The organism is Elioraea thermophila (ex Habib et al. 2022), from assembly GCF_003336755.1.
GTDB classification, from domain to species: domain Bacteria; phylum Pseudomonadota; class Alphaproteobacteria; order Acetobacterales; family Acetobacteraceae; genus Elioraea; species Elioraea thermophila.
Genome location: NZ_QMDI01000002.1, coordinates 864,560 through 877,315 on the forward strand (window position 1 = coordinate 864,560; position 12,756 = coordinate 877,315).

The 12,756-nt window shown below is 70.7% G+C and carries 14 protein-coding genes; 2 read left to right on the plus strand and 12 right to left on the minus strand.

What is annotated here, in order from left to right; translation table 11 throughout:
• The first annotated feature begins 3 nt into the window (after positions 1 to 3).
• Positions 4 to 960 (plus strand): hypothetical protein, encoded by a 957-nt coding sequence (locus DWB05_RS05935; RefSeq protein ID WP_157967092.1) that lies wholly within the window; start codon positions 4 to 6, stop codon positions 958 to 960.
• 9 nt (positions 961 to 969) lie between these two features.
• On the opposite strand, the gene DWB05_RS05940 is transcribed toward DWB05_RS05935, so the two are convergent.
• Positions 970 to 1,515 (minus strand): c-type cytochrome, encoded by a 546-nt coding sequence (locus DWB05_RS05940; protein ID WP_114375940.1) that lies wholly within the window; start codon positions 1,513 to 1,515, stop codon positions 970 to 972.
• A gap of 138 nt (positions 1,516 to 1,653) precedes the next feature.
• Here DWB05_RS05940 and DWB05_RS05945 point away from each other — a divergent pair, with 138 nt between their 5' ends.
• Entirely contained in the window at positions 1,654 to 1,905 is a 252-nt protein-coding gene (locus DWB05_RS05945; protein ID WP_114375942.1) for a hypothetical protein, read from the plus strand.
• A gap of 59 nt (positions 1,906 to 1,964) precedes the next feature.
• On the opposite strand, the gene pufC is transcribed toward DWB05_RS05945, so the two are convergent.
• The 11 genes from pufC to DWB05_RS06000 form a co-directional block, all read right to left on the minus strand.
• Positions 1,965 to 3,092, minus strand: coding sequence for a photosynthetic reaction center cytochrome PufC (gene pufC, locus DWB05_RS05950; RefSeq protein ID WP_114375944.1), 1,128 nt, complete (start codon positions 3,090 to 3,092; stop codon positions 1,965 to 1,967).
• Between the two features lie 3 nt (positions 3,093 to 3,095).
• Complete coding sequence (gene pufM / locus DWB05_RS05955) at positions 3,096 to 4,076, minus strand: photosynthetic reaction center subunit M (protein ID WP_114375946.1); 981 nt, start codon at positions 4,074 to 4,076, stop codon at positions 3,096 to 3,098.
• A gap of 20 nt (positions 4,077 to 4,096) precedes the next feature.
• Positions 4,097 to 4,921, minus strand: a complete 825-nt coding sequence (pufL, locus tag DWB05_RS05960; protein WP_114375948.1) for a photosynthetic reaction center subunit L — start codon at positions 4,919 to 4,921, stop codon at positions 4,097 to 4,099.
• Between the two features lie 114 nt (positions 4,922 to 5,035).
• The gene (pufA, locus tag DWB05_RS05965; protein ID WP_114375950.1) at positions 5,036 to 5,215 is read right to left on the minus strand and encodes a light-harvesting antenna LH1, alpha subunit; all 180 of its coding nucleotides are present in this window, start codon (positions 5,213 to 5,215) and stop codon (positions 5,036 to 5,038) included.
• A gap of 13 nt (positions 5,216 to 5,228) precedes the next feature.
• Positions 5,229 to 5,447 (minus strand): light-harvesting antenna LH1, beta subunit, encoded by a 219-nt coding sequence (pufB, locus tag DWB05_RS05970; protein WP_114375952.1) that lies wholly within the window; start codon positions 5,445 to 5,447, stop codon positions 5,229 to 5,231.
• Between the two features lie 156 nt (positions 5,448 to 5,603).
• Positions 5,604 to 7,049 (minus strand): chlorophyllide a reductase subunit Z, encoded by a 1,446-nt coding sequence (gene bchZ / locus DWB05_RS05975; RefSeq protein ID WP_114375954.1) that lies wholly within the window; start codon positions 7,047 to 7,049, stop codon positions 5,604 to 5,606.
• A gap of 4 nt (positions 7,050 to 7,053) precedes the next feature.
• A complete protein-coding gene (gene bchY, locus DWB05_RS05980) occupies positions 7,054 to 8,589 on the minus strand; it encodes a chlorophyllide a reductase subunit Y (protein WP_114375956.1) in 1,536 nt (511 codons plus the stop codon).
• Positions 8,589 to 9,605 (minus strand): chlorophyllide a reductase iron protein subunit X, encoded by a 1,017-nt coding sequence (locus tag DWB05_RS05985; protein ID WP_114375958.1) that lies wholly within the window; start codon positions 9,603 to 9,605, stop codon positions 8,589 to 8,591. The genes bchY and DWB05_RS05985 overlap by 1 nt, the downstream gene beginning before the upstream one ends.
• Positions 9,602 to 10,537, minus strand: coding sequence for a chlorophyll synthesis pathway protein BchC (gene bchC, locus DWB05_RS05990; protein WP_114375960.1), 936 nt, complete (start codon positions 10,535 to 10,537; stop codon positions 9,602 to 9,604). The genes DWB05_RS05985 and bchC overlap by 4 nt, the downstream gene beginning before the upstream one ends.
• Before the next feature lie 58 nt (positions 10,538 to 10,595).
• Positions 10,596 to 11,795, minus strand: a complete 1,200-nt coding sequence (locus DWB05_RS05995) for a methyltransferase (protein ID WP_232818408.1) — start codon at positions 11,793 to 11,795, stop codon at positions 10,596 to 10,598.
• Positions 11,792 to 12,661, minus strand: a complete 870-nt coding sequence (locus DWB05_RS06000) for a polyprenyl synthetase family protein (protein ID WP_114375962.1) — start codon at positions 12,659 to 12,661, stop codon at positions 11,792 to 11,794. Before DWB05_RS06000 ends, DWB05_RS05995 begins: the two co-directional genes overlap by 4 nt.
• Positions 12,662 to 12,756: the final 95 nt, after the last annotated feature.

Here is a 12,756-nt window from a genome sequence, read left to right on the forward strand (position 1 = left end):
GGCATGGCATACAGAGGTAGGCCGCCCGCCGAGGGCATGGTCTGCCCCCCGCCGCGGGGGCTCACCCCTGCCGGGCTGCTCGCCTTGCTCGGCCTCGGCGATCGTGGCGCGGCCCTGCGTCGTCGCTTGGCCGAGGCGCTCGCCGCGCTCGACCCGCAGCACTTCCCGGCCGCCGACGAGACAGCGTCCGCCTTCAGCGAGCGGCTCCTCGCCCTGGTCGGGGAGGAGGCGGGTCTTGCCCTCTTCGTCCGCGCCGCCGCCCTGGTCGAGGCCGATGTCGCGCCGGCCGAGCGGAGGCTCGATCTGGACGCCGCCATTCGCCGCCGGGCGCTTGCGGTGTTGCAGGAGGCGGCCCCAGCCCGCGCCGCTGCTCTGCGCCCCCGCCACAGCCCCTCCCCGCTCGACCTCGTGGAAGCCTGCATTGAGGCTGCGCTGTGGAGCGAGGCCGCCCTTCTGCTCTGGCGCCTCGCCGCCGCACCCGAAACCATGGAACTGGCCGCCGATCTCGCCGCCCGTCACCCGCCGCTCGCCGAAGCGTTGCCCGACCTTGCTGCCCGCGCCGCCCCCCAAGCCCTGGGGCCGGCGGCCTCACGCCGGCGTCTGCTGCGCCTGATGGGGTTCGCCGAGGACGAGGCGGGGCCCATCCTTCCACCCGCCGCCGCCCTTGCGCCACGGATCGAGGCGTTGGGCAGCGAACGCCTCGCCCTGCTGCCGCCCGATTGGCGCGACCGGCTCGCCGGGCTCTCCCCCGAGGCCGGCGAGGCGCTCGCCCAGGCGCTGTCCGCCTATGAGCGGGCGACCCTCGCCTGGGAAGCGAAGGAGACCGCGTTGCGCGAAGCGGCGCTGGCGGAGACGCTCGACCTGATCGCGATCGAGGCCGCGCTGGCGGAGGCCCGTCGGGCGGCGGAGGCGCGCGAGGAGTCGTGGCGGGAGGTGCTGGCCCGGCTCGGGGCCGCGTGAGGCCTCTCCTCAGGGAAGGGGTTTCGGATCCGTATCGAGCGAACGGAGGAAGGCGATCAGGTCCGCCCTCTGCTGCGCCGAGGCGAGCCCGTTGAACGCCATCCGCGTGCCCGGCGCGTAGGCGCGCGGTGCGGCGATGAAGCGGTTGAGCTCCTCGAAGCCCCACGGCGTGCCGCGCATGCCTAGAAGCGCCTGCGAGTAGTTGAAGCCATCCACATGCGCATGATCCGCGCCGACGATGCCCCACAGATTGGGCCCCACCCCGTGCCGCCCACCCTGATCGAAGGAGTGGCAGGAGGCGCACTGCCGGCGCGCGATCGCCGCCCCGTTTTCGGCATTGGCGGCGGCGAGCAGCGGCGCGATCGGCTCGATGGTCGGCACCGCGGGCGCCGCCGCCTGCGCCGGCGCCTCCCGCCGTGTGGTGTCGATCGCCAGCACGCTCTTCTCCAGCCGCTTCGGATGCACCAGGAGCTCGCCGATGAAGCCGCTGATCATGAACACGAACAGCGCCGTCAGCACCGCGGCGGCGATCTTGTTCAGCTCGAAGGAGTTCATGGCGGCGAGAGCCCTCCTGTTCGACCCAGCGCGCCGGCTGCCTAGACCATCGCTTCCGCCTCATCAACCCGGGGCGGAAGCCGGTCTCTCCGCCGACGCGGCGTTGCCGAGGAACGGCAGCACGGACAAGCCGTGGGCATGAGCACGCTGCTTGCCGACCCGCGGCTGATCGACGCGATCCTCGGCTGCCTCGCTCTCGAGGCGATCGTTCTCTTATGGCAACGTCGATGGCGGCTGATGCCGATGCTCGTCTCCGGCACTGCGCTGCTGGTGGCACTCCGCGCCGCGCTGGCGGGCGGGGGCGGCGCGGCGATCGGTGCTGCCCTCGCGGTCGCCGGTATCGCGCACGCGGTCGACCTTTGGCTTCGGCTGCAGGACCGAGCTGGCTGAACAAAGAGCGGGGGTGCGCCAAGCGCACCCCCGGAGACGGTGCGGGAGACGTCGGATGATCAGCGCATCGCCGCGCGCAGCGGCACGGGTGAGAGGCTGACTGCGTTCAGTTCCGGATAGTCGGCCAACATCTGCGCGCCCAACATGGGCTTGTGCGCGCCCTGGTGGCAGGTCATGCAATTGATCTTCAGCGCGTCGCCCATCGGGCCGAGCCGCGCGAGAGCGGCCGCCGCACCCGCCTCGGGCGGGCCCTTCGGGTTCTCGCGCCAGAGCGGGGTGAGCGGTTCGATCCAGTCGTTGTTCATCGCCCGCGTCATGTAGATGCCGTGCCAGGCGGTGACGCGTTGCGGCGTCGACCCCTCCCATTTCCCGAAGTTCTGCGAGTTGTGGCAGAAGGTGCAGTTCGCGCCCGTCGCCGCCGAGAAGTGGAACATCAGCGCGTAGGTCCACTCGGCTTGCTTGATCGACATCCGGTTGTCGCCGAGCGACATCGGGGTCCAGGTGGTGGTGACGCGGATCTGCTTGTCCTCGAGCAGGAAGGGCGTGAACGGATCGGTCGGCAGCGAGGACAGGCCCGCCGCGGTGGAGACGGTGTTCTGCCCAGCCGCGGTGGCCATCAGCCCCCGTGTGCGCCGCTCCGCCTGCGGCGTTTCCGTCGCCCAGACATAGGCCGGCACCGGCTGGCCGCGATGGCAGGTCCAGCAGGTGACGCCCGTCTGGCCGACATGCGCCTGCCAGGATTCGTTGATGACCTTGGTCATCTGCAACATCTTGCGCGCGACGACCTTGGTGTAGACGGAATCGTCGGCCAGGTTCTCCGGGTTGTGGCAGTAGTTGCAGCCCTGCTGCGGCGACACCCAGGCGGTGAGCGCGTTCATCAGCCGCAGGAACTCGGCCGAGTCGAGATCGCCCAGCACCTGCACGTTCTGGTAGGCCTCGCGCGAGGGGATTCCCGACTTGTCGACCTCCTCTTCCTTCGGCGGCACCGCGTGTCGGGGGAGTTCGCGCACCACCGTGCGCGGGTTGTAGACGAGCTCCATCGCGGTGCCGCGCGGGCCCCACTGGATGGCGATGACCGGGGGCCGCTCGAAGGTGGAGGCGAGGTAGAACGCCGCCGCCACCCCGAGCACCGCGGTCGCCGTCCAGCCAACCGTGGAGACGAGATCGAAGTCCTTTTTCTTGCTCATGGCCTATCTCCCGGCCGCAAGGAGTGGGTCGGCGATCCCGCCGGGCACGACGGGCTCGTACATCGGCGCAAACCCGTGCTTCACCGCCCAGAGGTACCAGTTGTCGACCACGGTGCCCGTGAGCAGGATGCCGATGCCGCCCGTGAGCGGTGTGAGCACGGCGAACCACCAAGCCCAGCGGTGGATCGACTCCGAGGTGGCGTTGAAGCCCATGCACCAGCGCCAGAACAGCGCGGCGCGCTCATAGGCCGTGCCGCGATCGATCGTCTGGTCGAGCTCGCGCTCGCCGCCGTAGCGCGACACCGCGAGCACGGTCGCGCCATGCATCGCGAACAGGAGCGTCGAGCCGTAGAGGAAGACGATCGAGAGGGCGTGGAACGGGTTGTAGAAGAGGTTGCCGTAGCGGATGGAGAACGCCGCGGTCCAGTCGAGGTGCGGGAAGATGCCGAACGGCACCGCCTCGCCCCAGGAGCCCATCATCACCGGGCGGATGAAGCCGAGCACGAGGTAGAGCCAGATCGCCGCGGCGAAGGCCCAGGCGACGTGCGTGCCCATGCCCAGCGCGCGCGCCCGCCGATAGGTGCGCAACCACCACAGCAGGATGGAGGCGGTGAGGAAGAAGCCCGCCATCAGCCACCACCCGCCGTCCTGCAGGGGTGGGATGCGCAGACCGTAGTGCGGCGGCGGCGGCTCCAGCGCGAGCCAGAAGAACTGGCGGACGAACTGGATCGGATCCCAGTTCACCGAGGCCCACATGTTGAGCCCGATGATGACGATCGCGATCAGCCCGCACACGATCGAGAGCAGGCCCAGCCGGCCGAGATAGATCGGCCCCAGTTGCGCTTCGCCGAAGCGGCCGAAGAGGTGGACGAAGGTGCCCTTGCCGAGGCGCGGTTCGTCGCCCGGCGGCAGCGGCACGCCCGGGTTCGGTGCAGGCCCGTGCACCTGCACCCGGGTGAAGATGTTCTGGTATTCGAGCGGCATGTGAGGAGCTCCTCCTGCCTTCACTTCCAGATCGGAAGATTGAGCCACCAGCCCCACCACTCGGGCCAACCACGAGTCCAGAACGGACCCGAGATGATGATGCAGACGGCACTCCAGAACCCGGCGGAAAGCGCGAGGAAGAGACCGAGGCGGTGGATCCCGAGCGCGCCGATCGAATAGCCGATCAGGTCGCGGAAGAAGGTGTTCTCATGATCCGGGCTCTTCACCGGCTCGCCCTTCGGCGGGTTGAGCGCGGAGAGGATCAGGCCGCCGTGCAGGCTGAGTGCCAGCGTGGTGGTGAAGAAGAAGGTGATCGCCAGCATGTGCGCCGGGTTGTAGTGGAAATGGAGGTACTGGTAGCCGACGTTCGATACCCAATCGAGATGACTGAAGATGCCGTATGGGAAGCCGTGCCCCCACGCTCCCATCAGCAGCGGGCGGAACACCACCAGCGTGACGTAGGCGAACACCGCGACCGAATAGGCGATGGGGATGTGGTAGCCCATGCCGAGCTTGCGGCTGATCTCGACCTGCCGCAGCGCCCAGGAGACGAAGGCTCCGATCGCGCAGATGGTGATCAGCTGCCATAGCCCGCCTTCCTTCAGCGGCGCGAAACCGAGCCCGTACTTCAGGTCTGGGGGCGCGATGTTGATGGTCCAGACGTTGAACGTGCCCTGCAGCGCCGCACCGTACAGGATCAGCGCGGTCCCGAGCACGGTGAAGAACAGCGTGGTGACACCGAAGAACCCGACGTAGAACGGCCCCACCCAGAAGTCGAACAGGTCGCCCCCGATCAGGGTTCCGCCGCGCACCCGGTACTTCTTCTCGAAACTCAGCATCGACATGACGCGTCACCCTTCTCTCGTGCTGACACACCCGCTTCCGGGCGGGTTGCCGGAGACGGACGCCGCCGTGCGGTGCGCAGAGCGGCGTCCGTCATCCGGCCTGCCCACGCGTCCCTAGCGGGACGGAAGCGCGGTGTTCTGCGCCGCCGCCACCGTCGGACGCGGGCCGTCCAGCCAGTTGAACCGGTCGGTGCTGAGCAGGATGAAGTGGATCAGCAGCGCCAGGACCAGCAGGAACGTGCCCAGTGCGACGAGCACGCGGCGCGGGTCGAAGATCAGCCAAATCCGCCACATGTCGGGGCCCTCCTCAGGTCAGGTAGGTCGCGACGGTGGCGAGACCGTCGATCAACGACGCGTCGCGGTAGCCCCCGACGGGAGGCAACCACGGACGCCACGTCCAAGCCAGGATGTGGGCGATGATGGCGACCGCCGTGAAGATGACGAAGGACGAGGAGAAGACGTTGTGGAACTCCTTCGCCTCATTCTCCGTCAGCCCCGACAGCGAGCCACCGGGTTGATCAGCCATAGCGTTACCTCTCGGCTGATGGCCTTGCGGCCGTTACCGCGCTACTCCCGCGCGGCAGGGATCGGGCGGGGGTGATCCCGCCCGCCCGACGGGTTAACCGGTCCGCAGTCGGTCTGTTCCGTCTCCGGACCGGAAGCTCGAGGCCTCGCGGCGCGCTCATGCCGGCACCCTCGCGGTCTGATCGGCGAGCACGCGCGCGACGTGATCGACCGTCACGCGCTCGGCGCCCGCTTCGCGCGCCGCCCGCTCCGCCGCGTCGCGCAGGCGCTTCGCGGCGGAGATGCGCACCAGGAACGGTTCGGTCTCGAGATGACGATCGAGCAAGGCCCGCGCCTCCTCGTCCCAAGGCTCGGAGGCCTTGGCCGGTGTGGCTTCGATGCGGTCGAGATCGGTCCCCAAGGGCAGGATGTGGAACAGCGCATCGAACAGCGCGTTGCAGAACTCCTGCACCAGGTAGGTGGCACCGGCGTAGCCCATGAACGGCGTGCCGGTGGCGCGGCGCACGATCGCGCCGGGAAAGGAGGCGGGGATGAAGATCGCGCGCGACTTCGCCTCCGCCGCGTACATGCGCTCGTTGTAGGAGCCGAACAGCACGAGCGCGGGCTTCTCGCGGATGGCCCGCCGCACCGCCTCGTTGTCCGGCTTCTGCCCCGGCTTGCGCGCGAAGGCGAAGGCCTGCGGGATGCCGAGCTCCTCGGTGAAGAAGCGCGTCAGCCCGCGCACGTAGGTGTCGGTCGCCACCACGCCGTAGGGGGCGGAGGCGAAGAAGTCCTGGGTGACGCTGCGCCAGAGATCCCACAGCGGCTTCAGCGTGGTGTGCTTCTCGCGCTCGATGAACGGCTCCGGGTCGAGCCCCGTGAGCTCGCCGAGGGTGCGCAGGAAGTTGGTGGTGGCGAAGAGGCCGATCGGCGCCTGCAGGTAGGGCCGATCCAGCGCCTCGCACAGCTTGCGGCCGAACTCGCGATAGAGGCAGATGTTGACGTCGGCCTCGGCGAGCTTGGGGATGTCGTCGATGTGCGCGCCGAGAGGGAACGTCATGTTCACCTCGCAGCCGATGCCCTCGACGAGACGGCGGATCTCGGCGAGATCGGAGGGCATGTTGAAGGTGCCGTAGATCGGCCCGATGATGTTGACCTTCGGCTTGGCTCCTTCGGCCCGGGCGCGCTTGATGCGGGTCTTCTTCGCGCCGAACTCCGTCCACAGCCAGTAGATGGCGCGATCCGCCGCCTGCCACTGGTCCTCGTCGATCGTGCGCGGAATGAACCGCCGAAGGTTCGACCCTTCGGGCACCACGCCGCCGCCGATCATCTCCGCGATCGAGCCGGTGACGACGACGGAAGGAAGGTCCTGATCGCCCACCGTGTCGGCACGGGCGAGCTGCTGCTCGGTGCCGGTCTGCGACAGCGCATCCTCGTCGAGCCCGGTGACGACGACGGGAAGCTCGTGCGGGGGAAGCGCGTCGGTGTAGTGCAGCACCGCGGTGACGGGCAGGTTCTCGCAGCCCACCGGCCCGTCGATGACGACGCGCAGGCCGCGCACCGCGGTGAAGGCGTACACGCAGCCCCAGTAGCCGCCGGCGCGATCGTGATCGAGCACCAGCATCGGCTCAGCTCCCCACCGCCTCGAGGGCCTTCGCACGGGCGGCGCGCGCGCGCGCCATCCGCTCCCGGAAGCCCGGCGGTTCGCGCGGGATGTCGCGGAAGCCGTAGCCGGCGGTCTGCCCCGAACCGACGCCGTCGAAGAACGACACCATGCGGCGGAACCGGTCCGCCTGGCGAACCTGGGCGGCGACGATGCCGGCGAGCGAGCCCGCTCCCGCCGGGCCGAACAGCGGCCGGGCGGAGACCATGTTGGTGAAGTAGAGGGCGGGGATGGCGGCTTCCTTCGCCTTCTGCACAAGCGGCGTGGTGCCGACGGCGAGATCGGGGCGCACCTCCAACATCGCCGCGATGTCCTGTTCGAGCGAGGCGCGGAACTGCACGTGGCAGCCGTGCGCGGCGAGCCACTCGCGATCGGGCTCTGACCATTCCGTGCGCGGCACGGCGGTACCGACATACGGCACGCGCGCCCCGGCCTCGATGAGGAGCCGCGCGACCAGCAGCTCGGAGCCCTCGTAGCCGGAGACCGTGACGGTGCCGCGGATCGGGTTGGCGGCGAGCGCGCCTTCGATGGCGGGCAGCGCCTTCGCCTTGGCGCGATCGATCGCCTCCGCCCCCACGTTCGCCGCCCGCCCCACCGCCTCCAGCCAGGCGGCGGTGCCCTCGCGCCCGACCGGACCGGAGCCCACGACGGGGCGACCGGCAGTGCGGAACTCGCGCACGGCGGAAACGTAGAAGGGATGCAGGGCGGCAGCGACGACGCAGTCGAGTGCGCCGTAGAGATCGCGCCACTCGCGCGCCGGCGTCGGTGGAGCGACGCCGAGCCCCAGGGGCGCGAGGAGCGCGCCGATGCCGACCGGATCGGCGGGGAAGAGCTCACCGATCAGCGCCACCGTCGGTTCGCCCTCGACCAAATCACGGGGTCGCGCCACCGGCCCCGCCTCGGCCTCGGCGCGGGCATAGGCGAGCATCGCTCCTGCCAGCACATCCTTCGCCTCGGCATGCGTCGGCACGCCGAACCCCGGCACGTCGATGCCGACGATGCGCACGCCGTTGATCTGTTTCGGCAACAGATCGAGCGGCACGCCCGAGGCGGTCGGCACGCAGAGATTGGTCACCACGATCGCGTCGTACTGGGCGGGATCGGCCATCCTGTGGACGGCCTCGCGGATGTCCTCGAACAGTTTGCCGGTGACGAGCGTTTCGGAGTTGAACGGGACGTAGCCCACGGTGCGGCGCGCCCCGTAGAAGTGGCTGGTGAAGGTGAGGCCGTAGACGCAGCAGGCGGAGCCGGAGAGGATGGTCGCCACCCGACGCATGCGCAGGCCCACGCGCAGCGAGCCGAAGGCCGGGCACATCGACTGCGGCTGGTCGTGCGGGCCGCGGGGATAGAGTTCGGCGAGACGGTCAAGGGCTTCGCCCTTGCCGGCGGCGCGGGCGGCGCGCTCCATCGTCTCGCGCCCGCCGTGGCAACCCCCACCGGTGGCGAGCGCCGCCACCTCGGGCGGGGTGGAGGGCGGGATGGGGGAGGTGCCCTGCTCCATCACACGCCCTCGTAGATCACTTCGAGCGACGGCCTGACGATCTTTTCGGCCGCGCACATGTCGGCCTCGGTCGCCGGCTCGAGCACGACGTCGCGCCCGACCGTCTCGCCCTTGAACAGACCGAGCAGTTCGTCCTGGCTCAGCGGCTTCGGCCTCAGCGGCGGGGCTTCGATCACCGCGCGGGCGAGGCTCTCGAACAGCGGGCCCCAGCGCCCGCCTGGCTTGCCGATGATCTCGTAGGCGGCGGATTTGCGCCGAATGTCCTCGTCGGCCGGAATGGAGGCGAGCACGGGGATCTCGGCCTTGGCGGCGAAGGCCTGCGCCTCGCCGGTGCCGTCGTCCTTGTTCACCACCATGCCGGCGACGCCGACATGGCCGCCCAGGCGGCGGAAATATTCCACCGCGGAACAGACGTTGTTGGCGACGTAGAGCGACTGCAGGTCGTTCGAGCCGACGACGATCACCTTCTGGCACATGTCGCGCGCGATCGGCAGGCCGAAGCCGCCGCACACCACGTCGCCCAGGAAGTCGAGCAGGACGAAGTCGAAGTCCCACTCGTGGAAGCCGAGTTTCTCAAGGAGTTCGAAGCCGTGGATGATGCCCCGCCCACCGCAGCCGCGCCCGACCTCGGGGCCGCCCAATTCCATCGCGAACACGCCGTCGCGCTTGAAGCAGACGTCGCCGATCTTCACCTCCTCGCCGGCCGCCTTCTTGCGCGAGGAGGTCTCGATGATGGTCGGGCAGGAGCGGCCGCCGAACAACAGCGAGGTGGTGTCCGATTTCGGGTCGCAGCCGATGAGCAGGACCTTCTTGCCCTGCTGCGCCATCATGTAGCTGAGGTTGGCGAGGGTGAACGACTTGCCGATGCCGCCCTTGCCGTAGATGGCGACGATCTGCGTCGCCTTGGTCGGCGTGCTCGTCTCGGGAGCGGGTTGTTCCGCCGCCGCTTCGGCGCGCAGCGCCTCCTTCCGGCGTTCGAGCGGATCGCGCGGCTCGGGGCGGACGACGACGGTCATGACACTCCCCTCCAGTCGAGCACCATCTTGAGGCAGGCCGGGTCGGTGAAGGCCGTCTCGTAGGCCTCCGCCGCGCGGTCGGCCGTGGCGTGGTGCGTGATCAGCCCCGCGAGCGAGAGACGCCCCGAGCCGACGAGTTGCGAAACGGCAACGAGATCCGCGGGCTTCCATTCCGCCGCGATGCGGATCCTCGCCTCGCGCATGAAGGCCGGAGGAAAGGTGAAGGCGAGGCGATCGGCATAGAAGCCGGCGAGCACGATCTCGCCCTGCGGAGCGAGGCGCGCAATCAGCGTATCGAGGATGGTGGAGTCGCCGGAGACGTCGCAGATCGCGCGATAGGGCCCGCCGCGATCCTCGTCGGGATGAACCACCGTGTAGCCCATCGCGCCATCGCGCCGGGCAGGGTTGGTCTCCCATACCGTGGGGGCCGCGCCGTGGGCGACGCCGAGCCGGGCCAACAGGCGCCCGAGCACGCCGTGGCCGACGATCAGCTCGGGCTGCCAAGCGGGGTCGGGGTAGGCATGCCGCGCGGTGGCGGCGAGTGCCAGCAGCACGCCCTCCTCGCCCAAGGCAGGGTCGATGGGCAGGACGCGCGCCCCGCGGGCGACGATGCGCCGTGCGGCACCGCCGAACAGGCCGCGCGCGCCGACGAATCCGTTCGAGCCGGGCACGAACACCGTCTCGCCGACCCGCCGCCCCGAACCGGGGCCGGCGGCAACGACAGTGCCGACCGACTCGTAGCCGGGAACGAGCGGGTAGCCGAGCCCGGGGAAGGGCGGCATCCGCCCCGACCACAGCAGGCGTTCCGTGCCGGTGGAGATGCCGGAGAAGGCGACGTCGACCACCACGTCGGCCTCGCCCGGTTCGGCGAGGTCGAGCCGTGCGAGACTGAGGCGCATCGGCTCTTCGAGCAGGACGGCGACGGTGTCCATCCGGGGCTCCGGTTCCCTCCCTGGGACGAGTGTCAGTCTAACTTGACGCTCGATAAGGTCAAGCATGATTGACACTCGCGGAACCGTGAGCATCGGTTTGCCCAGCCCGCGCCTCCAGCACGCGCACGAGCAGGGGGATGCGGGTCGGGCGCTCGTGCACCGCCGCGAACCCCGCCTCGGCCAGCATGCGGCGGTAGGTGTCGGCTGTGCGCGGCCGCCCCCGCCCCATCGCCCAGAGATAGAGGCCGAAATAGGCGTCCCCGACCGGTTCGGCGCCCTTCGTGCCGGCGAGCGGTTCGGCAAGGAGCAAGGTCCCGCCCGGCGGCAGGGCGCGGCGGACGGCGCGGAACAGGGCGGAGACGGTGGCGTCGTCGTGGTCGTGCGCGATCCGCACCAGGGTGATGGCGTCGAAGCCGCGGGGGATCGGGTCGCGGCGGAAGTCGCCGGCGAACACTTCGGCGCGCACGCCGCACGCGGCGAGCCGTGCCCGCGCCCGCTCCGCCACCGCCGGCAGATCGAACAGGGCGAGCGAAAGCCCCGGGTGGCGGGCGGCGACCGCGGCGAGGAACGCCCCCTCGCCGCCGCCGACATCGAGCAAGGACCGAAAGCGGTCGAGCCGGCCGGCGGCGAGGATCTCGGCCGCCACCATCGGTTGCGAGGCGGCCATCAGGGCGGAGTAGTCGGCCACCCGGTCGGCGGCGAGCGATGCGGCGTCCTCCGCCCCGGCATAGGGCCAGTACTCGGCGAGCGCCGTGGCCCGCTCGCCGCGCAGGAGTGCCACCGGGTCGGCGAGGTCGCGATAGAGCGCGGCGTGGTGGGCGACCATCGCCGCCACCCCCTCGTCGGCGGCAACGACGACTCCGAGGGCGCCGAGGCCGTAGCGGCCGCCGGAGCGGCGATCGAGCAGCCGCAGCGCGACCGCGGCGTCGAGCAGGCGCGCCGCCCCCTCGGCCGGTAGCCCCGTCAGCGCCGCGACCTCCTCGGCCGTGCGCGGCGCCTCGCGCACGCGGCGAAAGAGGTCGAGCCGCACGCAGGCGGCGAGCACCTGCGAGTAGACGAAGCCGGCGCAGAGGTCGAACAGGGCGCGGGTTTCGGCCCGCGCGATGCCGCGCGTGAGGGGAAAGGCGGCGGCGAGGCGGCGGAAGCGGGCCGAGGCGAGCAGGCGGTCGCGCCAATCGAGAAGCCGGTCGCGCAACCGGCCGCCGAAGCCGCCGCGCGGCACGGCGGGAGGGGAGGGTGCGGCGGCGGCGAGGCTCACGCGGCGTGCGCCGCGGCGGCCTTCGGCACCAGCCGCCGGGCCTCGAGCAGGATCAGCTGCTCCAGCGCCTCGCGCCCCGGGCAGGGCGGAATGGCGGCGATCGCCTCGCCCACCAGATCCTCGAGGTGGCGCAGACAGGCCGGAATGCCGAGGGTGAGTGCGGCGGAAGGCCGGCCAAGCACGGCGTCGCGCCCGGTGGTCTTGCCCGCCTCCTCCTCGTCGGCTAGCGCGTCGCGCAGATCATCCGCCACCTGGTAGGCTTCGCCGAGTTTCTCGCCGAGGCGCTGCCAGGGCTCGGGGTCGGCCCCGGCGGCGGCCGCCCCGCTCATGGTGGCGGCGGAGAACAGCGAGGCGGTCTTGGCGCGCTGGTAGGCGCCGAGATCGACGCGCGGTTCGCACTCCCAGGCCTGGCCGGCGGCGATCCCCAACGGCATGCCGACGGCATCCCCGATGATGTGCAGCAGAGCCGGCAGGCGGTCGGGCGAGGTGGTGCCGGCGCGGGCAAGAACCTGGAAGGCGAGCACGATCAACGCATCGCCCGCCAGCACGGCGAGCGGTTCGCCGTAGGCGACGTGCAGCGCGGGCTTGCCGCGGCGGATGGCGGCGTCGTCGAAGCACGGCAGGTCGTCGTGCACCAGCGAGGCGCAGTGGAGCAGTTCGATCGCGGCGGCGGCGGCGTCGGTCAGGTGTGGCGCGTCGTCGCCGCAGGCGGCAGCGGCGGCGAGCACGAGCCGCGGGCGCACGCGGGCGCCGCGCGGAAACACCGCATAGTGCATGGCTTCGGCCAGCCTGGGCGGACGGCCCGGGCCGTTCGCGATGTCGAGGGCTTCGCCCAGCGCCTTCTCGATTCGGTTCACAGCGTCCATCGTTCCCTCCACCTCGCCTGGGTCGGGTCGCCGACGGCCCGACTGTCAAGCGTGCCTGTCAGTACAACTGTCATTGAAAGTTGACAGCGGCGTCA